Source organism: Roseateles sp. (assembly GCF_039595295.1).
Taxonomy (GTDB): domain Bacteria; phylum Pseudomonadota; class Gammaproteobacteria; order Burkholderiales; family Burkholderiaceae_C; genus Roseateles.
In genome coordinates this window covers 172,711-198,845 of record NZ_JBCNLU010000007.1, presented here as the reverse complement: position 1 = coordinate 198,845, position 26,135 = coordinate 172,711, and the positions used below count along the sequence as shown (strand labels likewise).

27 protein-coding genes are annotated in these 26,135 nt (G+C 67.4%); 10 read left to right on the top strand and 17 right to left on the bottom strand.

Going from position 1 to position 26,135, the window contains the following annotated elements:
- Nucleotides 1–400 precede the first annotated feature (400 nt).
- Entirely contained in the window at nucleotides 401–715 is a 315-nt protein-coding gene (locus ABDW59_RS08090) for a hypothetical protein (RefSeq protein ID WP_343629115.1), read from the top strand.
- Nucleotides 716–851: 136 nt separating this feature from the next.
- On the opposite strand, the gene recQ is transcribed toward ABDW59_RS08090, so the two are convergent.
- A complete protein-coding gene (gene recQ / locus ABDW59_RS08085) occupies nucleotides 852–2,735 on the bottom strand; it encodes a DNA helicase RecQ (RefSeq protein WP_343629113.1) in 1,884 nt (627 codons plus the stop codon).
- A gap of 103 nt (nucleotides 2,736–2,838) precedes the next feature.
- On the opposite strand from recQ, the gene ABDW59_RS08080 reads away from it, so the two are divergent.
- Nucleotides 2,839–3,807, top strand: a complete 969-nt coding sequence (locus ABDW59_RS08080; protein WP_343629112.1) for a sensor domain-containing diguanylate cyclase — start codon at nucleotides 2,839–2,841, stop codon at nucleotides 3,805–3,807.
- 214 nt (nucleotides 3,808–4,021) lie between these two features.
- The gene (gene ssb, locus ABDW59_RS08075; protein ID WP_343629111.1) at nucleotides 4,022–4,573 is read left to right on the top strand and encodes a single-stranded DNA-binding protein; all 552 of its coding nucleotides are present in this window, start codon (nucleotides 4,022–4,024) and stop codon (nucleotides 4,571–4,573) included.
- Nucleotides 4,574–4,680: 107 nt separating this feature from the next.
- Here ssb and ABDW59_RS08070 read toward each other — a convergent pair whose 3' ends face one another.
- From ABDW59_RS08070 to ABDW59_RS08020, 11 genes are all read right to left on the bottom strand, one after another.
- Complete coding sequence (locus ABDW59_RS08070) at nucleotides 4,681–4,851, bottom strand: hypothetical protein (protein ID WP_343629110.1); 171 nt, start codon at nucleotides 4,849–4,851, stop codon at nucleotides 4,681–4,683.
- Nucleotides 4,848–6,098 carry a deaminase gene (locus tag ABDW59_RS08065; RefSeq protein WP_343629109.1) on the bottom strand — a complete coding sequence of 417 codons (1,251 nt, stop codon included), beginning with the start codon at nucleotides 6,096–6,098 and terminating at the stop codon, nucleotides 4,848–4,850. The genes ABDW59_RS08070 and ABDW59_RS08065 overlap by 4 nt, the downstream gene beginning before the upstream one ends.
- Nucleotides 6,099–6,128: 30 nt before the next feature.
- The gene (locus ABDW59_RS08060; protein WP_343629107.1) at nucleotides 6,129–6,515 is read right to left on the bottom strand and encodes a hypothetical protein; all 387 of its coding nucleotides are present in this window, start codon (nucleotides 6,513–6,515) and stop codon (nucleotides 6,129–6,131) included.
- A gap of 308 nt (nucleotides 6,516–6,823) precedes the next feature.
- Nucleotides 6,824–7,906, bottom strand: coding sequence for an alpha/beta fold hydrolase (locus tag ABDW59_RS08055; protein WP_343629105.1), 1,083 nt, complete (start codon nucleotides 7,904–7,906; stop codon nucleotides 6,824–6,826).
- Nucleotides 7,907–8,032: 126 nt separating this feature from the next.
- Nucleotides 8,033–8,716: a YoaK family protein gene (locus tag ABDW59_RS08050; protein WP_343629103.1), complete on the bottom strand. Its 684-nt coding sequence runs from the start codon at nucleotides 8,714–8,716 to the stop codon at nucleotides 8,033–8,035.
- Nucleotides 8,713–9,168 carry a DoxX family protein gene (locus ABDW59_RS08045; RefSeq protein WP_343629102.1) on the bottom strand — a complete coding sequence of 152 codons (456 nt, stop codon included), beginning with the start codon at nucleotides 9,166–9,168 and terminating at the stop codon, nucleotides 8,713–8,715. Before ABDW59_RS08045 ends, ABDW59_RS08050 begins: the two co-directional genes overlap by 4 nt.
- Before the next feature lies 1 nt (nucleotide 9,169).
- Nucleotides 9,170–11,056, bottom strand: coding sequence for an amidohydrolase (locus ABDW59_RS08040; RefSeq protein ID WP_343629100.1), 1,887 nt, complete (start codon nucleotides 11,054–11,056; stop codon nucleotides 9,170–9,172).
- Nucleotides 11,049–11,405 carry a XapX domain-containing protein gene (locus ABDW59_RS08035; protein WP_343629098.1) on the bottom strand — a complete coding sequence of 119 codons (357 nt, stop codon included), beginning with the start codon at nucleotides 11,403–11,405 and terminating at the stop codon, nucleotides 11,049–11,051. Before ABDW59_RS08035 ends, ABDW59_RS08040 begins: the two co-directional genes overlap by 8 nt.
- A gap of 19 nt (nucleotides 11,406–11,424) precedes the next feature.
- The gene (locus ABDW59_RS08030; RefSeq protein ID WP_343629096.1) at nucleotides 11,425–12,078 is read right to left on the bottom strand and encodes a hydrolase; all 654 of its coding nucleotides are present in this window, start codon (nucleotides 12,076–12,078) and stop codon (nucleotides 11,425–11,427) included.
- Nucleotides 12,079–12,151: 73 nt separating this feature from the next.
- Nucleotides 12,152–13,141 (bottom strand): alpha/beta fold hydrolase, encoded by a 990-nt coding sequence (locus ABDW59_RS08025; RefSeq protein WP_343629094.1) that lies wholly within the window; start codon nucleotides 13,139–13,141, stop codon nucleotides 12,152–12,154.
- 185 nt (nucleotides 13,142–13,326) lie between these two features.
- On the bottom strand, nucleotides 13,327–13,968 hold the full coding sequence (locus tag ABDW59_RS08020) for a response regulator transcription factor (RefSeq protein ID WP_343629092.1): 642 nt from the start codon (nucleotides 13,966–13,968) through the stop codon (nucleotides 13,327–13,329).
- A gap of 150 nt (nucleotides 13,969–14,118) precedes the next feature.
- Between ABDW59_RS08020 and ABDW59_RS08015 the strand changes: the two genes are divergently transcribed.
- Together ABDW59_RS08015 and ABDW59_RS08010 are read left to right on the top strand one after the other, a co-directional pair.
- Nucleotides 14,119–14,844, top strand: a complete 726-nt coding sequence (locus tag ABDW59_RS08015; protein WP_343629090.1) for a response regulator transcription factor — start codon at nucleotides 14,119–14,121, stop codon at nucleotides 14,842–14,844.
- A 93-nt stretch (nucleotides 14,845–14,937) separates the two neighbouring features.
- Nucleotides 14,938–15,399, top strand: a complete 462-nt coding sequence (locus ABDW59_RS08010; protein ID WP_343629088.1) for a hypothetical protein — start codon at nucleotides 14,938–14,940, stop codon at nucleotides 15,397–15,399.
- 244 nt (nucleotides 15,400–15,643) lie between these two features.
- On the opposite strand, the gene ABDW59_RS08005 is transcribed toward ABDW59_RS08010, so the two are convergent.
- The 3 genes from ABDW59_RS08005 to mnmA form a co-directional block, all read right to left on the bottom strand.
- Nucleotides 15,644–16,291 (bottom strand): response regulator transcription factor, encoded by a 648-nt coding sequence (locus ABDW59_RS08005; protein WP_343629086.1) that lies wholly within the window; start codon nucleotides 16,289–16,291, stop codon nucleotides 15,644–15,646.
- Between the two features lie 49 nt (nucleotides 16,292–16,340).
- Nucleotides 16,341–17,597: a histidine kinase gene (locus ABDW59_RS08000; protein ID WP_343629084.1), complete on the bottom strand. Its 1,257-nt coding sequence runs from the start codon at nucleotides 17,595–17,597 to the stop codon at nucleotides 16,341–16,343.
- Between the two features lie 229 nt (nucleotides 17,598–17,826).
- Entirely contained in the window at nucleotides 17,827–18,966 is a 1,140-nt protein-coding gene (gene mnmA / locus ABDW59_RS07995; RefSeq protein ID WP_343629082.1) for a tRNA 2-thiouridine(34) synthase MnmA, read from the bottom strand.
- Nucleotides 18,967–19,217: 251 nt separating this feature from the next.
- On the opposite strand from mnmA, the gene ABDW59_RS07990 reads away from it, so the two are divergent.
- On the top strand, nucleotides 19,218–20,096 hold the full coding sequence (locus tag ABDW59_RS07990) for a response regulator (protein WP_343629080.1): 879 nt from the start codon (nucleotides 19,218–19,220) through the stop codon (nucleotides 20,094–20,096).
- Nucleotides 20,097–20,245: 149 nt separating this feature from the next.
- Here the strand turns inward: ABDW59_RS07990 and ABDW59_RS07985 are convergent, their stop codons facing one another.
- Nucleotides 20,246–20,740 carry an NUDIX hydrolase gene (locus tag ABDW59_RS07985; RefSeq protein ID WP_343629078.1) on the bottom strand — a complete coding sequence of 165 codons (495 nt, stop codon included), beginning with the start codon at nucleotides 20,738–20,740 and terminating at the stop codon, nucleotides 20,246–20,248.
- A 247-nt stretch (nucleotides 20,741–20,987) separates the two neighbouring features.
- On the opposite strand from ABDW59_RS07985, the gene ABDW59_RS07980 reads away from it, so the two are divergent.
- On the top strand, nucleotides 20,988–22,310 hold the full coding sequence (locus ABDW59_RS07980) for a hypothetical protein (protein WP_343629075.1): 1,323 nt from the start codon (nucleotides 20,988–20,990) through the stop codon (nucleotides 22,308–22,310).
- Between the two features lie 59 nt (nucleotides 22,311–22,369).
- Here ABDW59_RS07980 and ABDW59_RS07975 read toward each other — a convergent pair whose 3' ends face one another.
- Nucleotides 22,370–22,861: a hypothetical protein gene (locus ABDW59_RS07975; protein WP_343629074.1), complete on the bottom strand. Its 492-nt coding sequence runs from the start codon at nucleotides 22,859–22,861 to the stop codon at nucleotides 22,370–22,372.
- A 188-nt stretch (nucleotides 22,862–23,049) separates the two neighbouring features.
- Between ABDW59_RS07975 and ABDW59_RS07970 the strand changes: the two genes are divergently transcribed.
- Genes ABDW59_RS07970 through ABDW59_RS07960 form a run of 3 tightly spaced genes read left to right on the top strand, consistent with a single transcriptional unit; the run spans nucleotide 23,050 to nucleotide 25,960 of the window.
- Complete coding sequence (locus tag ABDW59_RS07970) at nucleotides 23,050–24,168, top strand: Re/Si-specific NAD(P)(+) transhydrogenase subunit alpha (RefSeq protein WP_343629072.1); 1,119 nt, start codon at nucleotides 23,050–23,052, stop codon at nucleotides 24,166–24,168.
- Nucleotides 24,169–24,187: 19 nt separating this feature from the next.
- Nucleotides 24,188–24,535 carry an NAD(P) transhydrogenase subunit alpha gene (locus tag ABDW59_RS07965; RefSeq protein ID WP_343629071.1) on the top strand — a complete coding sequence of 116 codons (348 nt, stop codon included), beginning with the start codon at nucleotides 24,188–24,190 and terminating at the stop codon, nucleotides 24,533–24,535.
- A 3-nt stretch (nucleotides 24,536–24,538) separates the two neighbouring features.
- The gene (locus ABDW59_RS07960) at nucleotides 24,539–25,960 is read left to right on the top strand and encodes an NAD(P)(+) transhydrogenase (Re/Si-specific) subunit beta (protein WP_343629069.1); all 1,422 of its coding nucleotides are present in this window, start codon (nucleotides 24,539–24,541) and stop codon (nucleotides 25,958–25,960) included.
- The last annotated feature ends 175 nt before the right edge of the window (nucleotides 25,961–26,135 follow it).

Below are 26,135 nucleotides of genomic sequence, written 5' to 3'. Positions count from 1 at the left end.
CGGGACCTCAGGCCGATCAGGCCAGCAAGCCACGGGGCTGACATGACCCGTGCGCCTGCGCTCCGATAGACGCCACGCTTCCCCCCCGGCATTTCACGAAGCCCGCCCGACCAGCGGGCTTCTTTTTTTTTGGCGCGCCGCATGGCTGCGGCGTCTCTGTTTCGTGCGTGCCCGTGTCCGATCAGTGTCCGAAGTGTCCGCGGACACATTTCTCCGAATCGCTCAGATGCTCGATTCCATCGGGGTTCTGGGTGATCGATGGTCCGAGTTCATCCGTTCGTCGTCAGCCGGCGCAGTTCACGCCGTCACCCCGCGCATTCGTCGCGAGCGCCTCGCAATCGCGGGCCTGATTGCCGAAACTGATCTCACTGACACACGCAAGCCCTTCAAGGAGATCGACATGAGCACCACCACCGTTCGCCGCTCCGGCACCTCTTCCCCGCGCATCGGCATGAGCCGCGGCGCCAGCTTCAAGGCCTTCGCCTTCGGTATCGGCGCGACGCTCGCGCTGGCCCTGAGCATGGTCCACATTCAGGAGCAGCGCGAGCTGCGCGCCTCCGTCATCACGCTGGATCCGGTGGTCATCACCGTCAAGCGCGAACAGCTGCCGACCGTCTACATCACCGGTCGCCGCGACACCTCCGCCGACGGCCAGCAGTTGGCCGCCGCGCAGCTGGCCGCCACGCAGGTGGCGTGCACGACCCAGCTCTGCTGAGCTCCCGCGCTTGCGCTGTCTCAGCGGCGCTGCGTCGGCCTCGGCCGAACGGAGCGCCAACGAAAACGCCCGGCATTGCCGGGCGTTTTCTCTTGTGGGGACAGAACTTGTTGCGGCTGGACCGGTCGATCCCGTCTCAATCGCCATTCAGCACTTCCAGGATGGCCTCGCCATAGGCTTCGAGCTTCTTTGCGCCGATGCCGCTGATGCCGGACATCTCGTCCAGCGACGCCGGATGCACGCGGGCGAGCTCGGCCAGCGTCACGTTCTGCAGGATGACGTAAGCCGGCAGCCCGTGCGACTTCGCCACGCCGGAGCGCCAGGCCTTGAGCTGGTCGAAGCGCACTTGCGCCTCGTGATCCAGGTCCGCCTCCACCGCCGAACCGCGCGAGGGTTTGGACCCCGACGCGCCCGAGCCCGAACGTGAGCTGCGCGAGCGCCGCGTCGGCGCGCTCGCCTGGCGCATCGACAGCTGCACCTCGCCGCGCAGCACCGCGCGCGCCGACTCGGCCAGCGACAGCGTGTTGAACTCGCCCTCGGCGACGACGTAGCCCAGCGCGATCAGCTGCCGGACCACCGCGCGCCATTGCGCCTCACCCAGCGCCGCGCCCACGCCCCAGGTCGACAGCTGGTCGTGCGCGTACTGGCGGACCTTGTCGGTCTCCTTGCCGCGCAGCACGTCGATCAGATGACCGGCGCCGAAGCCGTAGCCATGGCTCTTGTGGAAGCGGTAGATGCAGGACAGCGCCATCTGCGCCGCCTGCGTCGCGTCCCAGGTCGCGGGCGGATTCAGGCAGTTGTCGCAGTTGCCGCAGGGCTTGCTCTCTTCGCCGAAGTAGGTCAGCAGCCGCACCCGGCGACAGTCGATGGCTTCGGCCAGCGCCAGCAGCGCGTCGAGCTTGCCGCGCTGCACCTGCTTGAACTCCTCCGTCGACGGGCTCTCGTCGATCATGCGGCGCTGGTTCACCACGTCGGCCAGGCCGTAGGCCATCCAGGCCTGGGCGGGCTCGCCGTCACGGCCGGCGCGGCCGGTCTCCTGGTAGTAGCCTTCGATGTTCTTGGGCAGGTCCAGATGGGCGACGAAGCGCACGTCCGGCTTGTCGATGCCCATGCCGAAGGCGACGGTGGCGCACATGACGATGCCGTCCTCGCGCAGGAAGCGGTCCTGATGCCGGCGCCGCACATCGGAGTCCATGCCCGCGTGATACGCCAGGGCGTTGATGCCTTCGCCACGCAGCCACTCGGCGGTCTCCTCGACCTTCTTGCGGCTCTGGCAATAGACGACGCCGGCTTCGTCCTCGTGCTCGTCCTGGATGAAGCGCAGCAGCTGCTCGCGCGGCTTGTCCTTCTCGACGATCAGGTACCGGATGTTGGGCCGGTCGAAGGACGCGATGAAGACGCGCGCCTCTTCGAGCTGCAGGCGCTCGATGATGTCGGCGCGGGTGATGTCGTCGGCAGTGGCGGTCAGCGCGATGCGCGGGATGTCGGGGAAGCGCTCGTGCAGCAGGCTCAGCGACAGATATTCGCTGCGGAAGTCGTGGCCCCACTGGCTCACGCAATGCGCCTCGTCGATGGCGAACAGCGCCAGCTTGCCGCGCTCGTACAGCGATTGCAGCTGGGCCAGGAAGCGCGGCGTGTTGACGCGTTCCGGCGCCGCGTAGAGCAGGGACAGCCGGCCGGCGAGCATCTCGCGCTCGATGTGCTGGGCTTCCTCGAGCGACTGCGAGGAGTTGAGGAAGGCCGCGGCGACGCCGGCTTCCTCGAGCGCGCCGACCTGGTCGTGCATCAGGGCGATGAGCGGACTGACGACCACGGTGACGCCATGGCCGGCGCGTTGGCGGGCGATGGCGGGGATCTGGTAACAGAGCGACTTGCCGCCGCCGGTGGGCATGAGCACCAGCGCGTCGCCGCCCTCGGTGACGTGGTCCACGATCGCGGCCTGCTGGCCGCGGAAGGCGCTGTAACCGAACACCTCTTGCAGGATGTCGAGCGGAACGGGATGATGGTTGGGCGACTTCATGGAGCCCCGGATTGTCCCGCACATCTCGGGGCCGGATTTTTGGCCGGGCGCGCGTGGCGCGTGGCGGTCTCCCTCCAACGCGGGATGAGCCACCGGACTGTTCATGATCGCTGCGCCGCTGCCTGTCGACGAGAACGCGCGCCTGGCCACCCTGCGGGTGCTGCAGGTGCTGGACACCAATCCGGAGGAGCGCTTCGATCGCATCACCCGGATGGTGAGACGGCTGTTCCAGGTCCCGATCGCGCTGGTGAGCCTGATCGACGCGGACCGACAGTGGTTCAAGTCGGCGCAGGGCCTGGACCTGCGCGAGACGCCGCGCGACATCAGCTTCTGCGGTCACGCCATCATGTCGGACGACCTGCTGATCGTGCCGGACGCCAGCGCCGACGCGCGCTTCGCCGACAACCCGCTGGTGACCGGCGATCTGCATCTGCGCTTCTACGCCGGCTGCCCGGTGCGGGCGCCCAGCGGCCATCGGTTGGGAACGTTGTGCCTGATCGACCGCAGCGCGCGCGGCTTCGATCCGGATGATCAGGCGACGCTGCGCGACCTGGCCTACATGGTGGAGCAGCAGTTCGCCGCGCTCTACATGGCGATGGTGGACGAGCTCACCGGCCTGGCCAATCGGCGCGGCTTCGAATCGCAGGCGGGTCACGTGCTGGCGCTGTGCCTGCGCAACCGCTGGCCGGCGACCTTGCTGTACTTCGACCTGGACCGCTTCAAATCGATCAACGACCGCTACGGCCATGCGGAGGGCGACTGGGCGCTGAAGTCCTTCGCGGAGATCCTGCGCTACTGCCTGCGGGCGTCGGACGTGATCGCGCGGCCGGGCGGGGATGAATTCGTCGTGCTGCTCAGCGGCACCGAAACCGCGAATCAGGAGCCCGCGCTCGCGCGGGTGCGGCAGCAGGTGGATGCGCTCAACCTGCGCGCGCAGCGGGGCTATGCGCTGGACTTCAGCGTGGGCTCGGCCGCGATGGCGGCGGACCGGCCGCTGACCTTGGAAGAGCTGATGCAGCAGGCCGACGCGGCCATGTACGCCAACAAGCAGGCGCGGCGCCGGATGGGGTGAGCGGGGCGGGACGCGGGCCGGGCCCGCGCCGGGGAGAAGTCAGTCCTTAGCGGGTTTCCGCCAACCGGATGGCCGATCCAAGGCAATGTGCGATCGGAGGTCAGGCGGCATAATCCGCCCCCTGCGCCGCCGAAATCGGGACCGGAAACGGGCGATTGGCGGCGCGCGATTCCCCTCTCCGAACCAACCACACGCAAGCGGACGGCAACCAATCATGGCCTCGGTCAATAAAGTCATCATCCTCGGCAATCTGGGCCGTGACCCTGAACTGCGTTACACGCCCAGCGGCAGCGCGGTGTGCAACGTCAGCATCGCGACGACCCGCAACTGGAAGAGCCGCGAAGGCGGCGAGCGCCAGGAAGAGACCGAATGGCACCGCGTGGTGTTCTACGACCGCCTGGCCGAGATCGCTGGCGAGTATCTGAAGAAGGGCCGTCCGGTCTACGTCGAAGGCCGTCTGAAGACGCGCAAGTGGCAGGACAAGGAAGGCAAGGACAACTACACCACTGAGATCATTGCCGAGCAGATGCAGCTGCTGGGCGGCCGCGACGGCGGCGATGACATGGGTGGTGGCGGCGGTGGCGGCGGCTACAGCCGCGAGCGCTCGGCCGAGCGCAGCGGTGGTGGCGGTGGCGGCAGCGGCCGTGACAGCGGCGACTTCGACGCCCCGCGCGCGCCGGCTCCCCGCGCCCCGGCCTCCCGCCAAGCTCCCGCGCCGAAGCCCGCGACCGGATTCGACGACATGGATGACGACATTCCGTTCTGATCAATAGCGATCCCGGCTGCGCCGGGATCGGATGATCCAAATGAAAAGGCCCGCTAGCGTCGACGCTGCGGGCCTTTTTGCATTTCTGCTCTGCTGAGCAGACGATGTCAGTCCTTCTTCTTCGTCTTCTGATCGCTTGCAGAGCCGCTCGTGCCTCGCTGTGACGGATAGGTCAGCGTGGCGACTCGTGCCGCTTCCTTCATGGTCTGGCGAAGTTCTTGCGCCTCCTTCTTTCCGGCGGCGATCTGTCCCATGAACAAGGTCTGTTGTTGGTTCATAGAGGGCTCCTGTCTAACTTTTCTCTCAGGGGGGGGATCTCGTCGATGGCAAATGCCTCGGCGTAGGTATAAGTGAAGACGAAGCGCTTGATCCTCGGCGTGGCCGACTGCTCATCCAACGGCCGGATCTTACCGTCGACGGTTTTGCGTCCGTCGAGCGCCTCGAAGAAATCGAGGTATCGGCGCGGCGCCACGCCGACAAACGCGCGAAAGTTTGTGCTCGTCGGTGAGGGTTCGACGGGTTCAACGCTGATCGAGTCGCCGAAGAGATCCTGAGCGCGACTCTTCTCATAGGGCTCAATGAAGACAACCTCTTTGATCCCGGATGCGACGATGTGTCTCGCGCAAATGTGGCAAGGGAACGTAGTGCAAAACAGGCGACCATCCTGGAGCCTGACACCGGCACGAGCGGCCTGAGAGATCGCGGCCATCTCCGCATGCACGGCGCGGCCAAACTCGATCACGTCGAATACTTGGGAGTCCTTCAGGTAGGCGCCGTTCTTGAAGAGCGCTTCGTCGCTGAGATCCTCACTCGACTTGAGCATCGTCTCGCTGGAGAGGAGTCCCTTGTCCTTCAATCGATCAAAGATGTCCTTGACGATCTCGCGTTTGACGCCGACGTTCGAGTCGAAGCCGCGTTCGTAATCTCGGTCCACCGACTCATCGCCAGCCCAGTAGAGGCCACCTCCGAACCTCGGCACTTCATTGCAGCCTGTCGTCAGAAGTTCGCCATCGTTCGAGACGATCGCGGCGCCAACTTGCCTCGAGAGATCGAGCGATCGAAGTGCGGCAGCCTTCGCGAAGAACATGGCCTGCTCATCTCGGGAGGGAGAGATGTACGGGTTCCCGAACGTGAGTTGCGCCAACCGTCGCAGATTCTTTTCAAGCTCGGGGCGGGATTCGCTGGTCACGAAGAAGTCCGCCAGAGGAAAGGTCTTGCCGACCTTCTGGCCCAGCTTCTTCCCTTCCTCGTCGTGGTCGATCGATATCAGCTCTGCGGCGTACTCGTCCGCGCGAGACTTGTCGCTCGATAGCGTCGACGCAATTGCCTTCTTAAGAAAATGCGTTCGCCATGACCGCGACGCGTAGACCGAAATGAGCGTGAAGGCCTTGCCGTAGACCTGGCGAAACAGGTCCACCTCTTCCGGGCGCTTGAACGAGCGCACCAAGTACGCTGTGCGCTGGGCTGGCTTGCGAACTCCGCCGGATCGAGAGATGCGTGCCCGCCGGATGTCTGCGATCGCCAAGCGAGCGACGATCTCTGCCTGCTGGGTGTCCTATCTGAGCGCGGTTCCTCGGGCCATGAGCGTCTTGGTGCGGACGTACGCGTTCTCGAAAGATGTCGAGGTCCCAAGGTAAGTCGAGATCAGATCGCTGAGACGGATCTCTTCGCAGTCATATCCGAACGATCTCAACTGGGACCGAAGCACGTCGCAGACCTTGTTCAGGTCGATTCCCGTCGGTCCCACAAAACCAAAGACGAGCTCGATGTTTGTCTCATCCGGCGTTGCGGGCAGGTCCTCGATCTCGCTACTCGATGGTGATCGCTTCGTCTTTGAGCGAAGCGACTTTCGAACGGGTCGATTGGTCTTGGCCATAGCCTTCCCTGTCTGTCGCTCATCGGGAACAGCGGGCGTGGCGACATGTTGTGCAGCGTTCGGCATTCAGTGTCCTCGCTTGGGTACGCAATGGATCGCGTGTTAACCCTCGAGCCAAGCCTCGGCTTGGCGTGTCGACGGACGCCTATTCTTCGTGCCTCCTCAGCTCTTGCGATAGCTTGCTGTACACGCCCCTGTCGCGATTCCTGTGGCGAAGAGTTGGTCCGCTGACTCGAAGGTATGAGTGCTGCATTCGCGGCGAACTTTTGAATGCCAACATCCTTCCTGCCGATCAAGCTAGGTCTTCGAAGCGCAGCGAGATATGAACGCCAATCAGCAACACGACGATGCGGCGCGGTGGGAGGCGACTTCGCCTACCTCCCCACGCCCCTCACAAACCCCGCCACGAACTCCACCACCCCCTCGGTGAGCACCGGCTCCCTGTACGCCGGCACGTCGCCCTTCTTCCCGTCCTTGAGCGCGTGGTTCATTCCCGGGAACACGCGCAGCAGCGCGTCGGGCTTGGCCTGCTTCAGGCGCTCGCCCTCCTCGGGCAGAACCTGGATGTCGTTGCCGCCTTGCACGATGGCCACGGGGATCTTGAGCTTGGCGATCTCCGCCACCGGCACCACCCGTCCCGCGGAGATCAGGTACGGCTGCACGCTCGCGCGGAACAGCCCTTGCAGGCCACCGAACTGCGGCACCTCGGTCGTCGTCTCGCCGCGCTTGAGCGACTCGAGCACCTTCTGTGTCTGCGCCCACACCGGCGGCACCGGCTCCAGCTGCCGCTTGAGCTGACGCTCCAGTGTCGTGACCAGATCGTCCGCCGGTCCCTCCAGCGACACGAACGCGTCCACCGGCTTGGCCTGCGCCACCAGCATGCCCAGCGCGCTGCCCTCGCTGTGGCCGATTACCGCCACGCGGCGGAAGCGTCCATCCCGGCGGATCCAATCGACCCAGGCCGCCGCGTCCTCGCTGAAGTCGGTGAAGCGCAGCTTCTCTTCGTTGAGCAGCAGATTCGCGCTCTCGCCGATGCCGCGCTTGTCGTAGCGCACGCTTGCGATGCCGGCGCGCGCCAAGCCCTCGGCCACCAGCCGCAGCGTGTCCGTCTTGAATCCGGGCGAGTTGCCGTTGCGGTCCGTCGGCCCCGAGCCCGCGACCAGCAGCGCCACCCAGCGGCCGTCGAAGTTCGACGGCTCCAGCAGCGTGCCGCGCAGGACGAAGTCGCCGCGGTCCACGCTGACGGGGGTCTCCTTGCCGACGGGAGCCGACAGCACCGGCGAGGACGCCGTCGCGCTCGCGGTCGATGGAGCGGATGCGGTGGGATTGGATACCGGCTCGACGGCGAGGGCCGTCGTGGTGAGGGCGGTTCCTGCGATCACGGCGATCGCAGCGATCCCCGCGAGGATGGCGCTTCGATTCCGTGCGCGCTTCGTGTATGGATGCTTGTCGTTCATGGCCTTCTCCCTGTGAAGCCGGCCATGCTATCGCCGGCCCTCCCGGGCCGGCGTCAAGCTTTCATCAAGAAGAGGGTCAGGGCTTGCCAGGCCCGCAGGCCGACAAGGCAGCCGGCCGACGGGCGCTCAGACCTTCTTGTCCGGCCGCACATCCATCACGACCAGCCCGATCAGCAGCGCCAGCGGCAGCAGCAGGGACCAGAAGCTCCAGCCCATGTAGGCCACGCCGCCCGCCAGCGCGCCTGCGCCGAAGGCGACCACCGGCCAGATGAAGCGCTTGAGCCGATCCTTGATGTCCGGCCCCGCCGCGCCGCGCAGCACATCGACCGTGTCGATCACCACCTGCGTGACGTTGCCGGTCATGACCGTCGTCGGCGTCAGCGCCGGCCAGGCCAGCCGGCCCGCCGCGTTCTGCACGCCCATCGCCGCCGTCATCAGCAAGCCCGTCGCCATCGCCCACGGCGCGCGCGGTCCTAGGTCGACGATGCCCAGGCTCGCCGCCAGGGCCGCCGTCAGGAACACCGCCTGCGTGATCAGCAGCGGCCGGCTCGCCACGGTGCCGGTGCGCTCGCAGCGCAGCGCGATCAGCCGCGCCAGCGCCACCGATGCGATGAAGGTCGGGAAGACCAGCAGCTTGAGCAGCACATGGCCCGTGCTGGGCCGGCTCAGCTCCGCGCCGATCAGTACGAAGTTGCCCGTCACATGGGCCGTGAATAGGCCGAACAGCGCGACGAAGCCCACCGTGTCCACGTATCCCCCGATGAAGCCCAGGGCCAGGCTGGCCCACAGCAGTCGCTTCGCGCCCGTCATTCCACGTCCTTTCGTTCCAGCACCGCCAGCCGCGCCGCCATCGCCAGCGCGCAGATCAGGCCGAGGTGCTCCAGGAAGGCGTTCTTCGCCATGAAGCGCGCCTGTCCTTCCATGTGCCAGAAATCATTGGCCACCAGCATCGCCACCAGCGTCAACACGCCCAGCGCGCCGGCCGCCAGCCAGACCTGCCGATTCACGATCAGCAGCAGCGAGGCCACGATCTCCACCGCGATCGCCAGCACCGCCCACAGCACGGCCGGCTGCAAGCCGAAGTGGGCCTGCTCGGCCACCGCGCCGTTGAAGTCCAGCAGCTTGTCCAGCCCGCCGATCAGGTAGGCCGAGGCCAGCCCAACCCGCAGCGCCAGCGCGAAGGCCGGCCACTGCAAGATGGCCCGCACCCAGCGCGGCGCGGCGGTGTTCGCCGCCGTCCGCAGAGGTCGCACGGCGCTCATCTCAGACCGCCCAGCAGGCGCAACCCAGCGCGCCCCAGAAGCTCTTCAGGTCCGAGGCCGGCACCGACGAGGCCCAGGCGTTCGCATGCGCATGGCCGTGCACGCCGCAAGACGTGTCGCAGCAGGCGACGCGCTGCATCGCCGCTTGCAGCGGCTTGCCCTCCGCGCCCCAGGCGCCGTAGCCGCCGAAGCGGCGCACCGGCGACCAATCCGGCATTGCCGGCGGCGGCGCCGATTCGTCCAGCGGCGCGAAGTCGCCCGCGCCCCACACGACCTTGCCGCCGACCACGGTCAGCAGCGCGCTCATGTCGGCGATCTCCGATTCCGGGCAGCCGAAGAAGTCGCGGTCCGGCACGATCAGGTCGGCCAGCTGGCCCGCGACGATCTGGCCCTTGTTGCCCTGCTCGTTCGAGAACCAGGTGACGTTCTCCGTCCACATGCGCAGCGCTGTCTCGCGGTCCAGGCAGTTGCGCTGCGGCGTGACCTGCAGCCCGCCGACCGTGCGGCCGGTGATCATCCAGGACAGCGACACCCACGGGTTGTACGAGGCCACCCGCGTCGCGTCGGTGCCGGCGGAGACCTTCATGCCGCGCTTGAGCATCTCGGCCACGGGGGGCGTCGCCTCGGCGGCGCGCGCGCCGTAGCGCTCGACGAAATACTCACCCTGATAGGCCATGCGGTGCTGCACCGCGACGCCGCCGCCCAGCGCGGCGATGCGGTCCATCGAGCGCGTCGAGATCGTCTCCGCGTGGTCGAAGAACCAGTTCAGGCCGTCGATCGGCGTGTCCTGATGCACCTTCTCGAAGACATCCAGCGCGCGCGAGATCGTCTCGTCATAGGTCGCATGCATGCGCCAGGGCCAGCGGTTCTGCGCCAGGATGCGCACCACGTCCTCGAGTTCGCCTTCCATCTGCTCCGGCATGTCCGGCCGCGGCTGGCGGAAGTCCTCGAAGTCGGCGGCGGAGAAGACCAGCATCTCGCCCGCGCCGTTGTGGCGGAAGTAGTCGTCGCCCTGCTTGTACTTCACCGACTGGGCCCAGTTGACGAAGTCCTCCTTCTCCTTGCCCGCCTTCTGGGTGAACAGGTTGTAGGCCAGACGGATCGTCAGCTGCCCGGCGTCGGACAGCTTCTGGATGATCTCGTAATCGTCGGGATAGTTCTGGAAGCCGCCGCCCGCGTCGATAGCGCCGGTGACGCCCAGGCGGTTGAGCTCGCGCATGAAGTGGCGCGTGCTGTTGAGCTGGTACTCGGGCGGGAGCTTGGGACCCTTGGCCAGCGTCGCGTACAGGATCGCGGCGTTGGGCTTGGCCAGCAGCAGGCCGGTGGGATTGCCGGCACTGTCGCGCAGGATCTGGCCGCCAGGGGGCTCCGGCGTGTTGCGGTCGTAGCCGACGGCGCGCAGCGCGGCACCGTTGAGCAGCGCCCGGTCGTAGAGATGCAGGATGAAGACGGGCGTGTCCGGCGCGACGGCGTTGAGCTCGTCGATCGTGGGCAGCCGCTTCTCGGCGAACTGGTGCTCGGTGAAGCCGCCCACCACGCGCACCCACTGAGGCGCCGGCGTGATGTCGACCTGCGCCTTGAGCATGGACATCGCGTCGGCCAGGCTGCGCACGCCGTCCCAGCGCAGCTCCATGTTGAAGTTCAGCCCGCCGCGGATGATGTGCAGGTGGTTGTCGATCAGGCCCGGCAGCACGCCGCGGCCCTTCAGGTCGATGCGGCGCGTGCCGGCGCCGGCCAGCGCGAGGATCTCGTTGTTGGCGCCGACCTTCAGGAAGCGCCCGTCCTTGATGGCGACGGCCTCGGCCTGCGGACGCGAGCGGTCCAGCGTGGTGAAGCGGCCGTTGAAGAGGACGAGATCGGGCGTGGCCGGGGATTGGCGTTCAGACATCTTTGGTCTCCACAGGGGCCGCCGCAGCGGGGGTGTTCGTCGAGGTCGCCGTCGTGGCCGTCGCCGTGGCGGTGGCCGAGCTCGCGGGACCGGTGCCGGCCTCGTTGCAGCCGGGCATGCGGCCGAACATGTGCGGCCGCACCTTCTGTTCCAGCCAGCTCACATGCGCGGGCGTGGCGTTGTCGCGGTGCATCCACTGGCGCACCAGGCCGGGGATCTGTTCCCCGGCGAGGATGCCCAGCAGGCCCACCAGCGCGATCACCGGCGGGGCCGGCGATCGCACGTTGAAGACGCCGTAGAGGACGCCGACAAGCAGGCCGACGGCGGCCGACAAGACGTATGCATTCATGATGGCCGCCTCGCTGCGATCAGCCCTCGTGGGCGTTGAACATGGTCTTGGCGTAATTGATGCCGATGCCGTACGAGCCGCCGACCTTCTTGGCAATGCCGGTGGTCATGTCGTAGGTGCCGGTGCGGGCCCAGTCACGCTGCAGCTCGAGCAGGTACTGCAGCGAGGTCATCGGCTGCGCGCCGGCCTGGACCATGCGCTCGACCGCGCGATTGTGGGCCTCGACCGAGACGTCGCCGCAGGCGTCGGTGATCACGTAGACCTCGAAGCCCTGGTCGATGGCCGACAGCGCCGGACCCACGATGCAGACGCTGGTCCACAGGCCGGCCAGCACGATGCGCTTCTTGCCGATGCGGTTGATCTCGTCGATGACGGCCTGGTCTTCCCAGGTGTTCATCGAGGTGCGGTCCAGCAGCTTCTGGCCGGGGAAGGGGGCGGTGACTTCCTCGAACATCGGGCCGGAGAAGCTCTTCTCGGCGACCGTGGTCAGGATGGTCGACACGCCGAAACCGGCGGCGGCCTGCGACACCAGCGAGGCGTGGGTGCGCAGGTCGTTGGCGCTGATCGAGTGCGTGGCGAAGGCCATCTGCGACTGGAAGTCGATCATGACCAGGGTGTGGTCGGTGGGGTTCAGCAGCTTGGCGCCGGGAACGGCCTTGGCGGTGATGGACATGGGGATCTCCAGGAAATGTCGCTATCGGAAGAGAAAGGGGCCGCGGGCGGCCCCTGATCGGCGCGGCGGGCGATCAGCCCTTGGCGAAGGCCAGCAGGTCGGCGTTGAGCTGGTCCTTGGCCGTGGCGGCCAGGCCGTGGCTGCCGCCCGGGTAGACCTTGAGCTTGGCGTTGGGCACCAGCTTGACCGACAGCTCGGCGGAGTTGCCGATGGGGACGATCTGGTCGTCGTCGCCGTGGATGATCAGCGTGGGCACGTTGATCTTCTTCAGGTCTTCGGTGAAGTCGGTTTCCGAGAACTGCTTGATGCAGTCGAACTGCGACTTCAGCGAGCCCTGCATCCCCTGCAGCCAGAAGCTGTCGCGCATGCCTTGCGAGACCTTGGCGTTCGGGCGGTTGGCGCCGAAGAAGGGCGTGGTCAGGTCCTTGTAGAACTGCGAGCGGTCGGCCGTGACGCCGGCGCGGATGCCGTCGAAGACGTCCTTGGGCAGGCCGTTGGGGTAGGCGGCGGACTTCATCATGGTCGGCGGCACGGCGCCGACCAGCACGACCTTGGCGACGCGCTTGGTGCCGTGGCGGCCGACGTAGCGGGCGACTTCGCCGCCGCCGGTGGAGTGGCCCACCAGGATGGCGTTCTTCACGTCCAGCTTGTCCAGCACCGCGGCCAGGTCGTCGGCGTAGGTGTCCATGTCGTTGCCGTTCCAGCTCTGGCTGGAGCGGCCGTGGCCGCGGCGGTCATGGGCGATGACGCGCAAGCCGTGCTGGCCCAGGAACAGCATCTGGTCTTCCCAGGCGTCCGCGCTGAGCGGCCAGCCGTGGGAGAAGACGACGGGTTGGCCGGTGCCCCAGTCCTTGAAGTAGATCTGGGTGCCGTCCTTGGTGGTGACGTAGCTCATCGGGGCTCCTGGTAGAGAGTGTTGGGGGTGGTGGGAGGAAGAGGGCGTGGCCGCCTCGGCGGCGCCGCCCAGCGCGAACGGCATGGCCGACGCGAGCGCGAGCTGGCCGCCGAGGGCCAGCACGTCGCGGCGCGTCGGGTCGGCCGGGGGAGTCTTGGTTGAGGTCATGAGGGTCTCCGAGGGATCCCTTGAATCCTAGGAATCGACCCGCCGCGGCGACAGCCGCGTAAGGCGCAAGACGCTCTCTCCCGTCGGAGGCAGAGCCCCGTTACCCGGTCGTCACAGATCCGCCACGGGCGCCCGGGCGAGCGCGCCGTGACCCGTGTTCATCGCGTCCGCCGGCCGGCGTCGGCTCACAGCCGCAGCAGGCCGCGTCGCAGCGCCAGCACCACGGCATGCGTGCGGTCGCGCGCGTCGAGCTTGGCGAGGATGGTCTTCACGCGGGCCTTGATCGTGTCCTCGGACAGCGACAGCACGCCGCCGATCTCGCGATTGCTCAGGCCCTGGGCGATCTGCTCCAGCACGTCGACCTCGCGCGTGGACAGGGTCTCGCGGCCGGCGTGGGCGGCGATCTCCTGGGCGATCTCGTTGGGGATCCAGCGGTTGCCGCGATGCACGGCGCGGATCGCGTCCAGCAGCTCGGTGCGCAGCTGGGTCTTGAGCAGATAGCCGGCGGCGCCGAGCTTGAGCGCCTCGTAGGCCTGGGCGTCGGCTTTGAATGTCGTCAGCACGATCACGCGGGCGGTGGGGCTGAGCGTGCGCAGCCGGCCCAGCGCCTCCAGACCGTCCATGCCGGGCATCTGGATGTCCATCAGCGTCACGTCCGGGCGCAGCCGGTCGTAGATCTGCAGACCCTGCCAGCCATTGCCGGCTTCGCCGACGGCCACCATGTCGGGCTGGTCGGCGATCACCGCGGCGATGCCTTCGCGCATCAGCGGATGGTCGTCGACGGTGAGCACGCGGATCTGCTCGAGGTTGGCGGCGTAGGGAACCATGGCGCGCCGATCATAGGGGTGGGTCCCGCGGAAAGTCCCCGTTGAGGGGGGCGACTACCCTTTCGGGTAGAGGGACTCGACTCGACCGGGGCTTCCGCCGTACGGCAGCGGTCTCGATGATCCGCGGCAGTTCAACGCAGGGAGTCAGAGATGTCCGTGACCGAGCGCTCGAATGCCCTCGCCTTCGCCGCCGCCCCCGGGAGCGCCGGCCTGGCGGCCGTCATGTCGGAGGCCGTCGTGATCCACCGCAACCCGCTGCTGCGCACGGGCCTCGTCACGGCGCTGTCGCCCTTCTTCCGGGCGCGCGACGGCGCGGAGAACGCCCCGGCGCAGACGCCGCCGATGCCTGCGCCGGAGCGCCCGCCGCTGATCGTGGCCGACCACGATGGGGCGCTTGCCGCGCTGGCCGCTGCCGCGACGCAGCCGCGCCGGGTCGGCACGGCGACGGCGCATTGGCTGGTGATCGGCGCGGTGTCGCACGGCGGGCGGGTGCGTGAGGCGATGTCCGCGGGCGTGCTGGGCTATGTGCACGCGGCCTGCTCGGTGGAGGAGCTGCGGGATGCGGCGCGCGCGGTCGCGGCGGGTCGGCGGTATCTGTGCCGCACGGCCGCGGGGCTGATCGCCGAGGGCTGGCTCGGTGATGACCTGACCCCGCGTGAGCACGACGTGCTGCGCATGCTGTGCACCGGTTTGGACAACAAGTCCATCGGCCAGCGGCTGGGCGTGGCGCCGGGGACGGTCAAGACCCATGTGAAGACGCTGCTGCAGAAGCTGGGCGCTCGCAGCCGGACGCAGGCGGCGACGGAGGCGCTGCGGCGCGGGCTGATCGAGGGCTCGGCGATGGACGATCCCTGTCCGCTGCCGGTGGCGGCGTGACCGGCCCCCCGTGAAGTCCCGGGGGGCGAGGGCAAATGGCGCTCCCTAGAATTTGCGCGCGGTCGCTGTCCGGCCGTTCACGAGGGAAGAGATATGAAGAAGTTCGCCGCGCTGAGCGCGCTGTGCCTGTCCTTGACCGCCGCGCTGCCGGCCTTCGCCGATCCCGCGCCGGTGCCTGACGCCGTCCAGGCGCAGACCCTGCGCGATGCCGTGCGCGCCGACCGCAAGGCGGTGGTGCTGAAGGCCATGCAGCTGGACGAAGCCCAGACCAAGCGATTCCTGCCGATCTACGCCGCCTACGAGCGCGAGCTGCAGGCGCTGAACCGCCAGTTCACCCGCATGTCGGTGGAATTCGTGTCGGTCGGCGACAAGCCCACCAACGCGCAATCGAAGTATTTCTCGCGCGGCTACTTGGGCTACGTGGACGCGGAGCAGAAGCTCTACAAGAAGTACCACCCACGCGTGGTCAAGGCGGTCGGTGAAGTGGGCGCGGCTCACTTCCTGTCGGTGGAGCGCCGCATCCGCGCGCTGCAGGATTACGACCTCTGGATCTGAGAGTCCGCCAAGACCGCTGCCGGCGCTAGCGGCCTGCTCGCGCTCTCTTACTCCCTCTCCCGCAGGGCGGGAGAAGGTGGGAGAGAGGGTGGGAGCGTGGCAGTACGCCAGACCCCGAAGACCCTCTCCCCCGCCCTCTCCCACTTCGTGGGCGAGGGAGTCCGACTTCAGCCGCTCGTGAGGGCGGCGCGGTCGGGCAGATCGGCCAGATCGACCTGCTCCGGTCGGGTCGGATTCGGGCAGATCAGATCCAACCCAAGTCGATCGCGCGCAGGACTGCCTGCGTGCGGTCGCGCACGCCCATCTTCGCGAACACCGCGGAGCAGTGGTTCTTGATGACGCCCTCGCTGTTGCCCAGCAGGGCGGCGATCTCGGTGTTGCTGCGGCCGCTGGCGACCAGGCGCAGCACCTGCAGCTCCTTCGGGCTGAGCGGCTCGGGCTCGGGCGTCGCGGAGAACGCGCGCTCCACCGGCGCGCGTTCCATGCGCTCGGTCAGCAAGGGCCGCAGCGCGGTCGATCCGCCCACCACGTCCCGTAGCGCCTGCACCAGCGTGTCCGGGCTGATCGCCTTGAGCAGGAAGCCCCGCGCGCCCGCCCGCACGGCCTCGTCGAACGCGGTGGTGTCGTCGAAGGTGGTCAGCAGCACCACCGGAATCTTCAGCGCCCGCGCCGCCAGCGCCCGGATCAGCCCGATCCCGTCCAGCCGCGGCATCCGCATGTCCGACAGGATCACGTCGGGCTGCTCGCGCGCCAGCAACTCCAGCGCCTCCGCGCCGTCGGACGCCTCGCCGATCAGGCGGATGTCCTCATGCAGCGCCAGCAGGCCCTTCAGACCCTCGCGCACCAGTTGCTGGTCTTCCACCAGCAGCAGCTTGATCGTGTTGTCGCTCATCTCGTCTCCTTGACGGACGCCTCGCGGCGCCGCCGAATGATCGGCGCCCTCATGCGCGCCGGGGGCAGTTCAGTTCGATCAGAAAGCCGGGGTGATGCCGCAGCACCTGCATCGTCCCGCCCAGTTCGGCCATGCGTTCCTGCATGCCCTTCAAGCCGTTGCCCTCGCGCAGCTTGCGCGTGCCGCGGCCATTGTCGTCAACCCGCACCTGGACCTGCGCGCCGTTTTCCGCCACGCCGCCTTGGTCGTCCACCGCCTGCAGGCTGACCCGAACCCGCGTCGCGCCGGCATGGCGCACCGCGTTGGTCACCGCCTCCTGCACGCAGCGCAGCAGCGCATGCGCGCAGCGCGGGGTCAGGTCTTGTGCCACCGGATCCAGCGCCAGCTCGATCTGCGTGCTGGCGATACCTTCCGCCAGCGTGCGCAGCGCCGCCTCCAGATTGATGCGCTGGCTGTCGCGCTCGCGCGAGACGGCCGCCCGCACCTCCGCCAGCAGCCCGGCCGCGCCCAGCTTGGCCTTCTCCACCGCCTGCGCGGCGCCGGACTCGTCGTGCCGCTGCAGCAGCGCCTCGCTCAGCTGCAAATGCAGATTGAGCGCGGTCAGGTGGTGGCCCATCACATCGTGCAGCTCGCGCGCCATGTGCATGCGCTCGGCATAGCGCAGCTGCTCCAGTTGCAGGCGTTCGCCGCTGTTCTTCTCGGCGAGCATGGCCTGGAACCAGCGTCGGCGCTCGGCCTCGGCCGCGGCCAGCCGGCCCAGGCCGAACGCCATCCCATGCAGCGCGACCATCGAGATCGCCAGCCCCAGCGTGTTCAGCCAGGCGGGCATGTCGGGCTGGATCTGTTCCAGCCGTTGGGCCTCGCTGGGCAGCAGCCAGTACAGCGCGACGTTGATGACCACCTGCGCCAGCGCGAAGACGAAAGCGCGCCGCACGTTCAGCAGCAGCGCCGCCAGCACGGTCACCAGGAAGGGCAGACCCGGCGTGACCAGCAGTGCCAGCAGATTCAACAGCAGCACGCGGGCGAGCGCGTCACGTGGCGGCTGGTCCAGGTGTTGCTGCCTGGCCAAGCGCCAGAAGTGCCAGGCGAAGAGCATCACCAGGCCCAGGCAGACCAGGACGAAGGGCGCGTCGTGCGTGTCGCCGCCGGTGCGGCGGTACAGGCTGGCGAGCACGCCGTCGTAGGGCTCGGTGGGATTGCCCATCAGGCCCCAGACCGCCGAGGCCAGTTCCAGCAGGCAGATCGCCAGCGCGGCGATGCGCAGCACGAAGGCCGGCTGGGCGATGCGGGCTAACAGGCGATCCAAGGCGGGAGGTCCAGGCGGATGACGACGGTCACAGGAAATCGGCCAGCAAATCCTATGACTTGCTAGCCGCAATGTGTGCATTGTCATGGCCCGCCCGCCCTCGACGACATCGGATGCGACGAGTACCCCAAAAGCGGGGATGAGTTGCAGGCCCGCCGTGCTGGCTATCCGCCCTCAAGAAGGGGCGGATTCCGCGATGGGTGGCGGTGCGCGGTCTGGCGGGACGCGATCAGGCGATCGCTTCGGAGATCACGCCGCCGCCCAGGCAGACCTCGCCGTCGTAGAGGACGGCGCTCTGTCCCGGCGTGACGGCCCATTGCGCCTGCGGGAAGTCCAGGCGGATGGTGCCGCTACCAGGCGTGAGGGCGCAGGCCGCGTCGGCCTGGCGGTAGCGGGTCTTGGCGCCGTAGCCGCCGAAATCGGGCGGCGTGTCGGTCCAGCTCAGGTCTTGCGCGACCACGCTGCGGCTGAGCAGCAGCGGGTGGTCGTGGCCCTGGACGACGACCAGGGTGTTGGTCTCCAGGTCCTTGCGGGCGACGAACCAGGGCTCGTGCGCGCCGCCGCCGCGTGGGGCGCCCTTCTCCTTGATGCCGCCGATGCCCAGGCCCTGGCGCTGGCCCAGCGTGTAGAACGAGAGGCCCACGTGCTCGCCCAGCTTGCGGCCGCGCTCGTCCTTGATGGGGCCGGGCTGATGGGAGAGGTAGCGGTTGAGGAACTCGCGGAAGGGGCGCTCGCCGATGAAGCAGATGCCGGTGGAGTCCTTCTTCTTGGCGTTGGGCAGGCCGATCTCCTCGGCGATGCGGCGCACCTCGGTCTTGGGCAGGTCGCCGACCGGGAAGACGGTTTTCTGCAGCTGGGCCTGGTTCAGGCGGTGCAAGAAGTAGCTCTGGTCTTTGAGCGGATCGAGGCCCTTGAGCAGCTGCGTGCGGCCGGCGACGTCGCGAACCCGGGCGTAATGGCCGGTGGCGATCTTCTCGGCGCCCAGGCGCATGGCGTGGTCGAGGAAGGCCTTGAACTTGATCTCGGCGTTGCAGAGCACGTCGGGATTGGGCGTGCGGCCGGCCTGGTACTCGCGCAGGAACTCGGCGAAGACGCGGTCCTTGTACTCGGCGGCGAAGTTGACGTGCTCGATCTCGATGCCGATGACGTCGGCCACCGCGGCGGCATCAACGAAGTCGATGTTGGAGGAGCAGTACTCGCTGTCGTCGTCGTCTTCCCAGTTCTTCATGAAGATGCCGACGACCTCATGGCCGGCCTGCTTGAGCAGCCAGGCGGAAACGGCGGAGTCGACGCCGCCGGACAGGCCGACGACGAGGCGTTGCTTGGGGCCGCCAGCAAGGGCGCCCGGAGGGAGGGACGACGGGGACATGGGGCGGGATTGTCCCAAAGGATGGCAAGACCTGTCCGGCGCGGGGCGACCGGTGCCCGGATGGGGGGCACACGCACGGGTGCCGCCGGGACGGGGAGTGATCGGGCGATCGGACCGTGGGCGCGGAGCGCGCGGCGTGTGCGGGATGGCTGACACGGGTTTACGCGTAGGCGCACATCGGCTGGCAGCAACGCCGACTGCCGGACGACCGGGGTCGGAAGAGACACTGCTTCCATCAGGGAGTAGCCGTCATGAACGTTGTCATCGTCGAAGGGTCGATCACGATCCGGATGCAGTTGCAGGCCTTGCTGGCGCGCGAACCGCGCTTGCATGTGGTGGGGGAAGCGGCGGATGAGCCGTCCGCGATCGAGGTGATCTCGCGGACCCAGCCGGACGTGGTGCTGATGGACCTGGCCCTGCAGCCTGGCAGCGGTCTGCGGGTGCTGCGGGCGGTGCGTCAGCTGGGCGTGGGCGCCCGGGTGGTGGTGCTGAGCAACAGCTATTACGAGGAGATGCGGCGCGCCTGCGCGGAGCACGGCATCTCGGGCTTCTTCGACAAGAGCCGTCAGGCCGAGCAGGCGCTGGAGCTGCTGCGGAGCTGGCTGCCGCCACTGTCCTGGGACGAGGGCGAGCGGCAGGCGGCGGTGGACGGGCTGGATGTGAAGCCGCAGATTCACGAGGCGTTCGATGAGCTGGCCGATCTGGCCTGCGATATCAGCGGCAGCGGGATGGCGGCGATCGGGCTGTTGGATCACGAGGATCACCGGCTGATCGGGGTGTCCGGGCTGGGGATGCGGGTGCTGCCGCGGGATCGGGGGTTCTGCTCGCACGTGGTGCAGCAGGGGCCGCTGATCGAGGTGCCGGACACCTGGCATGACGCGCGGTTCTCGGATCACCCGCTGGTGCAGGGGGCGCCGTATGTGCGCTTCTATGCGGCGGTGCCGCTGGCGCTGGCCAGTGGGGAGGTGGTGGGCAGCCTGTGCGTGATGGACCGCTTGCCGCGCCGGCTGCGGGAGCGTCAGCGCGAGGCGCTGGTAACGCTGGCCCGCTGCGCGGTCAATGAGCTGGAGACGCTGCGGCGCCTGCCCCGGCGCGCGGAACAGGCGATGAGCGCGGCGATGACGCTCTGAGCGAGGGCGACGGAACGCGTCGTCCCGAGTCGGATCGCGCGTCGCATCACACGACTTGAACCGCGCGTCGAATCACGAGTTGAATCACGCGTGGAATCACGAGACAGGCCCTGCGGGGCCTGTTCGCGTTTCTGGGCGCTTGCCCGGGATCAATTCGGCCAGGCGGCCGGCGCGTAGAGCGAGGGATGGCTGACGAGCGCCTCGAGCGGCAGTCGGCGGCCGGCGGCGTGGTCCTCGACGCATTGCAGGACCAGGGGGCTGCGATGGCGGTCGCGGGAGGCGCGGATTTCGTCGAGCGTCATCCAGAGGGTGCGCTGGATGGGTTCGTCAAAGGGTTGGCCGGGGATCTGCTCGCCGACGGAGCCGGTGAAGGCGAGGCGGACGTAGGTGACGTCGTCGCCGCGGTCGGGGCGCAGGAAGCGGGACATGTAGACGCCGAGGAAGGCGTCCGGCGTGAAGGGCCGGGCGGTTTCCTCGAGGACTTCGCGCAGGACGGCGTCGATGGGGGATTCGGCCTGTTCGAGGTGGCCGGCGGGATTGTTGAGCAGCAATCCGTCGCGGGTGAGCTCCTCGACCAGCAGATAGCGGCCGTCCTGCTCGATCACGGCGGCGACGGTGACGCTGGGCTTGAATCGTTCGGTCATGGTCCTTCCTGATGGGGGGCTCGTGTCGCCGCCGGAGGGCGGGATCGGCCACCTCGATGTGGGGTCGGGGCCGCATTGTGAGGGGGTTGGGTGACGAACCGAGCCGGAAGCCCACCTTTGTTTGCGATGGGTGTCCCGCCAAGGGGGGAGCTGGCGAGTCGCTGTGGTGGATGCGAGCTAGTGGCTGTTCGGTTTGTAGCCGGAAGACTTCGCGGTTTTCAACTGACGCGAAGCGAGCCCACGAAACATGGCCAACTCCAAACCCCTGCGGCAGATCGCCGCACAACAAGCGAATGCCGCGAAGCAGCAGCCGGTGAAACGTCCGGAGGACATGGACGAGCAGGTCGTCCCGGCGGAAGGCGCCGAAGCTTCCGCACAGCCGGTCGCCGAGGCGCCTCCGGTGGCCGAGACCTCGGGCGGCTCTTCGGGGAGCGGCCCTTCCTACGGCCTGGTCGGTGCCGGCGCGCTCGGCGCGCTGGGCTTGATCGCCGCAGTGGCGGGCGGTGGCGGCGGCGGCAAGTCGGGAGGCACGACCCCACCGGTAGCCGAAATCCCGAAGCCGGATCAGCCGAAGCCCCAAGAACCCAAACCCGAGGAGCCGAAGCCAGTCGAGCCCAAACCCGAAGGGCCGAAGACCGAGCAACCCCAACCGGTTGAGACGAAGCCCGAAGAGCCGAAGACCGAGCAGCCCCAACCCAAACTGCCCAAGCCTGAAGACCAAGGGCAAAAAGCCTTCCCAATCAAAACCCTCAGTGCCGCTCTTTCTGAGGATTCCGGTCAAAGCAACAGCGACAGATTCACAAAATATGCCAGCCTAACCGTTGATGGTCTTTCGGAAGGCTCGCTGCTGTGGTTTAGCACAGATGGGGGCAACAATTGGCGCGCGACCTCTGGGAGGAGAATTTACGACAGCGAATTCAGCGGAGATGGCCCTAAGAAGGTCTTGTTGGCTGAGAAAGGCCCCGCAGATGAGATCCTCGGAACAGGGGAGTTTGAGTTTGTGCTCGACCGGACGGCTCCGAAGAGTCCTGGAATTCATTTCTTTACTCATTACCTCGATCAAGTGCGCAGCAGCTACGAGGAGAAGATTGAGTTCTCGCTTGAGGAGGGCGCTCGATGGAGCCTGGCAGATGAAGTCTTCAATTTCCAAGAAGGAGGTCCGAATGATGCGGTGGGCAAGGTGAAAGGACCGATTTTTTACTTCTCGCAGACGGACGTGGCCGGAAATACTGCCGAATGGAAAGTGGCGAATCGGATCGCAGTTGGAGTGGATGAAGGTGCGGCCACGTTAACGAAGGACTCAAAACTTTTTGTCATTGGAGTTTATGGCAACGCGATCGGAGAATACTCGTTGGATGGAGGTAACAGCTGGATGGCTGTTGGGAATGAAATCCTGGGGTCTTCCTTTAGCGGGCCAGCTGGCCAAAAATCTGTCCATGTTCGATACACTGATGGAAATGTCACCTCCGAAGTGCAGTACGACTTCAAATGGGCCGGGGATCCAGTTGTCGCTACGAGTTCTGCGATTGATCCCTTGACTCTTCATCTCGCCGCGCCTCCAGTACTTTGATCGACATAAAGAAGAAAACCCCGGCAAGCCGGGGTTTTCTTCTTTATGCGCCTGAGCGATCAGCGCCGACCCGGACCGTGGTCGTCATCCCGGTCCTTGTCACGACCGTGTCCATGCCCGCGACCGCGGTCATGATCCCGATCCGGGCCGCGTCCAGGGCCACGGTCATCCCAATCCCGGCGCCCATCGGGACGCCAGCGGTATTCCGTATGCTCCTCGCGATAGCGCGGTGCGTACACGTCGCGATACCAGTCGTCCCTCACGAAATAAACCGGCCGCCCGCACGCGTTGTACCGCCCGCAATGCTTGGCCCAATTCTTCTGATGCCCCGGCGGCACCCGCAGATACACCGCCGGCAGCGGGCGTGCCACCCGCTCCACCAGAATGGGCCGCTCATAAACCACCTGGGGCCGCACATTCCCGATATCGATCGTCCCGTAGAACCCCGGTTCCCCGATGGTCACCGACACGCCCACATCCGCCGCGCGCGACGCCATCGGCGCCAGCGCGGCCGCAGCCAACGCACTGCTGAGAAGCATCTTCTTGATCATGGTCTGACTCCTTGTCGAACCCTCATTTAACGCCATCGTCACCGCTACCGACGACTGCTGTTCACCACTCGAAACAGCATTGCCTCGAGGTTGCCGCTTGGTGAAAACCCCTGTCTCGTGCGGGTCTCGCCCCGCCCGCCTCAGCGGCTAAGCTCCGCCCGACCCTGATTCAGAGCGAGGGAATCCAGATGCTGATCGGAGTGCCGCAGGAAACCGCGGCGGGGGAGGCGCGCGTGGCCGCGACGCCGGAGACCGTCAAGAAGCTGGTGGCGCAAGGGCATGCCTTGCGCGTTCAGCAATCCGCAGGCCTGAACGCCAGCGTGACCGACGAGGCCTACGCCGCCGCAGGCGCCGAAATCGTCCCGCGCGAGCAAGCCTTCGCCGCCGAGCTCGTGCTCAAGGTCCGCGCGCCCGACGCGCAGGAACTCACGCTGCTCAAGCCCGGCACCGTCCTGGTCGGCATGCTCAACCCCTTTGATCGCGACGGCCTGCAGCGCCTGGCCGACGCCCGCCTCACCGCCTTCGCGCTCGAGGCCGCGCCCCGCACCACCCGCGCGCAGAGCATGGACGTGCTCTCCAGCCAGGCCAACCTGGCCGGCTACAAGGCCGTCATGCTGGCCGCCTTCCATTACCAACGCCTGTTCCCCATGCTCATGACCGCCGCCGGCACCATCAAGGCGGCCCGCGTCGTCGTGCTGGGCGTGGGCGTCGCCGGCCTGCAGGCGATCGCGACCGCCAAGCGCCTGGGCGCGGTGATCGAGGCCTCCGATGTCCGGCCCTCGGTGAAGGAGCAGGTCGAATCCCTGGGCGCCAAGTTCATCGACGTGGCCTTCGAGACCGATGAGGAACGCCAAGCCGCCGAGGGCGTCGGCGGTTACGCCCGCCCAATGCCGCCCAGTTGGCTGCAGCGTCAGCAGCTGGAAGTCGCCAAGCGCGTCGCGCAGGCGGACGTCGTCATCACCACCGCGCTCATCCCCGGCCGCCCCGCGCCGGTGCTGGTCACCGAGGAGATGGTCCGCGCGATGAAACCCGGCTCCGTCATCGTCGACATCGCCGCCCCGGCCGGCGGCAACTGCCCGCTGACCGAGCCCGGCCAGACCGTGCGCAAGCACGGCGTCACGCTGGTGGGCGAGACCAACCTGCCCTCGCTGGTCGCCGCCGACGCCTCCGCCCTCTACGCCCGCAACCTGCTCGACTTCCTCAAGCTGGTGCTGACGAAGGAGGCCGGCTTCGCCCTGCCCGCCGACGACGACATCGTCACCGCCTGCCTCGTCGCCCACGAGGGCCAGGTCTTGCGCAAGGCCTGATGGCCAAGGAGCTCTGAGCATGGACGCCGTCTCCCACACCCTCATCAACCTGACCATCTTCGTGCTGGCCATCTACGTCGGCTACCACGTCGTCTGGACCGTCACGCCCGCGCTGCACACGCCGCTGATGGCCGTCACCAACGCCATCTCCGCCATCGTCATCGTCGGCGCGATGCTCGCCGCGGCGCTCACCGAGACCCCGCTCGGCAAGATCATGGGCACCTTCGCCGTCGCGCTCGCGGCGGTCAACGTCTTCGGCGGCTTCCTCGTGACCCGCCGCATGCTGGAGATGTTCAAGAAGAAGGAGCGCAAGCCCTCGGCCACCGCTTCCGCCACCGACGCCTCCGCGGCCAAGACGAAGGACTGACCGATGTCGATGAACCTCGTCGCGCTGCTGTACCTCGTCGCCAGCGTCTGCTTCATCCAGGCGCTCAAGGGCCTGTCGCATCCGACCACCTCCATCCGCGGCAACGTCTTCGGCATGGTCGGCATGACCATCGCCGTGCTCACCACCGGCGCGCTCATCCTCAAGCTGGCCGGCGGCCAGACCTTGGGCCTGGGCTACGTGCTGGGCGGGCTGGTCGTGGGCGGCGGCATCGGCGCATTCATGGCCCAGCGCGTGGAGATGACCAAGATGCCGGAGCTGGTCGCCTTCATGCACAGCATGATCGGCCTGGCCGCCGTGTGCATCGCCGTCGCCGCCGTCGCCGAGCCCCATGCCTTCGGCATCGCCGCGCACGGTGAGCCCATCCCGGGCGGCAACCGCATCGAGCTGGCGCTGGGCTGCTTCATCGGCGCGGTGACCTTCTCCGGCTCGGTGATCGCCTTCGGCAAGCTCAGCGGCAAGTACAAGTTCCGACTCTTCCAGGGCGCGCCGGTGACCTTCGCCGGCCAGCATTGGCTGAACCTGGCGCTGGGCCTGGGCGCCGCCTTCTTCATCTTCGGCTTCTGGCATTCGCAGAGCTGGACCGACTTCCTCCTCATCACCGCGCTGGGCTTCGCGCTGGGCGTGCTGCTGATCATCCCGATCGGCGGCGCCGACATGCCGGTGGTCGTGTCCATGCTCAACAGCTATTCCGGATGGGCGGCGGCGGGCATCGGCTTCTCGCTCAACAACAGCATGCTGATCATTGCGGGATCGCTGGTGGGCAGCTCGGGCGCGATTCTGAGCTACATCATGTGCAAGGCCATGAACCGGTCCTTCTTCAATGTGATCCTGGGCGGCTTCGGTGCCGAGGGCGCCACCACCGCCGCGTCCGCGCAGCAGCGCAACGTCAAGAGCGGCAGCGCCGACGACGCCGCCTTCATCCTGGGCAACGCCGAGAGCGTCATCATCGTTCCCGGCTACGGCCTGGCCGTCGCCCGAGCTCAGCACGCGGTCAAGGAACTGGCGCAGAAGCTGATCGAGCGCGGCGTGACCGTGCGCTACGCCATTCATCCGGTCGCCGGCCGCATGCCCGGTCACATGAACGTGCTGCTGGCCGAGGCCGAGGTTCCTTACGACCAGGTTCACGAGATGGAGGACATCAACGCCGAGTTCGGCCAGACCGACGTGGCCATCATCCTGGGCGCCAACGACGTCGTGAACCCCGCCGCGCTGCAGAAGGGCAGCGCCATCTACGGCATGCCCATCCTGGAGGCCTACAAGGCGCGCACGGTGATCGTGAACAAGCGCTCCATGGCGGCCGGCTACGCGGGCCTGGACAACGAGCTCTTCTACATGGACAAGACCATGATGGTCTTCGGTGATGCGAAGAAGGTGGTGGAGGACATGGTCAAGGCAGTCGAATGACCCCGATTGGCGGGGCGGCATGTTCTGATGTCGGTCCCGCATGGCCGACCCGATGCCGCCTTCCAGTCATCCAAGCAGGTGCACCACACATTCGAGTGGGAGACGCGATGAGGATGCACTAGCGGCGGTCGGTGCGTCGTCGCGATGACATGAACAGACTGTCGGGCTTGCAAGT

What these genes read in the sequence shown, in the direction of transcription:
- ABDW59_RS08090 (WP_343629115.1), top strand. Translation starts at nt 401, where the DNA reads ATGAGCACCACCACCGTTCGCCGCTCCGGCACCTCTTCCCCGCGCATC.
- recQ (WP_343629113.1), bottom strand. Translation starts at nt 2,735, where the DNA reads ATGAAGTCGCCCAACCATCATCCCGTTCCGCTCGACATCCTGCAAGAG.
- ABDW59_RS08080 (WP_343629112.1), top strand. Translation starts at nt 2,839, where the DNA reads ATGATCGCTGCGCCGCTGCCTGTCGACGAGAACGCGCGCCTGGCCACC.
- ssb (WP_343629111.1), top strand. Translation starts at nt 4,022, where the DNA reads ATGGCCTCGGTCAATAAAGTCATCATCCTCGGCAATCTGGGCCGTGAC.
- ABDW59_RS08070 (WP_343629110.1), bottom strand. Translation starts at nt 4,851, where the DNA reads ATGAACCAACAACAGACCTTGTTCATGGGACAGATCGCCGCCGGAAAG.
- ABDW59_RS08060 (WP_343629107.1), bottom strand. Translation starts at nt 6,515, where the DNA reads ATGCCGAACGCTGCACAACATGTCGCCACGCCCGCTGTTCCCGATGAG.
- ABDW59_RS08055 (WP_343629105.1), bottom strand. Translation starts at nt 7,906, where the DNA reads ATGAACGACAAGCATCCATACACGAAGCGCGCACGGAATCGAAGCGCC.
- ABDW59_RS08050 (WP_343629103.1), bottom strand. Translation starts at nt 8,716, where the DNA reads ATGACGGGCGCGAAGCGACTGCTGTGGGCCAGCCTGGCCCTGGGCTTC.
- ABDW59_RS08045 (WP_343629102.1), bottom strand. Translation starts at nt 9,168, where the DNA reads ATGAGCGCCGTGCGACCTCTGCGGACGGCGGCGAACACCGCCGCGCCG.
- ABDW59_RS08040 (WP_343629100.1), bottom strand. Translation starts at nt 11,056, where the DNA reads ATGTCTGAACGCCAATCCCCGGCCACGCCCGATCTCGTCCTCTTCAAC.
- ABDW59_RS08035 (WP_343629098.1), bottom strand. Translation starts at nt 11,405, where the DNA reads ATGAATGCATACGTCTTGTCGGCCGCCGTCGGCCTGCTTGTCGGCGTC.
- ABDW59_RS08030 (WP_343629096.1), bottom strand. Translation starts at nt 12,078, where the DNA reads ATGTCCATCACCGCCAAGGCCGTTCCCGGCGCCAAGCTGCTGAACCCC.
- ABDW59_RS08025 (WP_343629094.1), bottom strand. Translation starts at nt 13,141, where the DNA reads ATGACCTCAACCAAGACTCCCCCGGCCGACCCGACGCGCCGCGACGTG.
- ABDW59_RS08020 (WP_343629092.1), bottom strand. Translation starts at nt 13,968, where the DNA reads ATGGTTCCCTACGCCGCCAACCTCGAGCAGATCCGCGTGCTCACCGTC.
- ABDW59_RS08015 (WP_343629090.1), top strand. Translation starts at nt 14,119, where the DNA reads ATGTCCGTGACCGAGCGCTCGAATGCCCTCGCCTTCGCCGCCGCCCCC.
- ABDW59_RS08010 (WP_343629088.1), top strand. Translation starts at nt 14,938, where the DNA reads ATGAAGAAGTTCGCCGCGCTGAGCGCGCTGTGCCTGTCCTTGACCGCC.
- ABDW59_RS08005 (WP_343629086.1), bottom strand. Translation starts at nt 16,291, where the DNA reads ATGAGCGACAACACGATCAAGCTGCTGCTGGTGGAAGACCAGCAACTG.
- mnmA (WP_343629082.1), bottom strand. Translation starts at nt 18,966, where the DNA reads ATGTCCCCGTCGTCCCTCCCTCCGGGCGCCCTTGCTGGCGGCCCCAAG.
- ABDW59_RS07990 (WP_343629080.1), top strand. Translation starts at nt 19,218, where the DNA reads ATGAACGTTGTCATCGTCGAAGGGTCGATCACGATCCGGATGCAGTTG.
- ABDW59_RS07985 (WP_343629078.1), bottom strand. Translation starts at nt 20,740, where the DNA reads ATGACCGAACGATTCAAGCCCAGCGTCACCGTCGCCGCCGTGATCGAG.
- ABDW59_RS07980 (WP_343629075.1), top strand. Translation starts at nt 20,988, where the DNA reads ATGGCCAACTCCAAACCCCTGCGGCAGATCGCCGCACAACAAGCGAAT.
- ABDW59_RS07975 (WP_343629074.1), bottom strand. Translation starts at nt 22,861, where the DNA reads ATGATCAAGAAGATGCTTCTCAGCAGTGCGTTGGCTGCGGCCGCGCTG.
- ABDW59_RS07970 (WP_343629072.1), top strand. Translation starts at nt 23,050, where the DNA reads ATGCTGATCGGAGTGCCGCAGGAAACCGCGGCGGGGGAGGCGCGCGTG.
- ABDW59_RS07965 (WP_343629071.1), top strand. Translation starts at nt 24,188, where the DNA reads ATGGACGCCGTCTCCCACACCCTCATCAACCTGACCATCTTCGTGCTG.
- ABDW59_RS07960 (WP_343629069.1), top strand. Translation starts at nt 24,539, where the DNA reads ATGTCGATGAACCTCGTCGCGCTGCTGTACCTCGTCGCCAGCGTCTGC.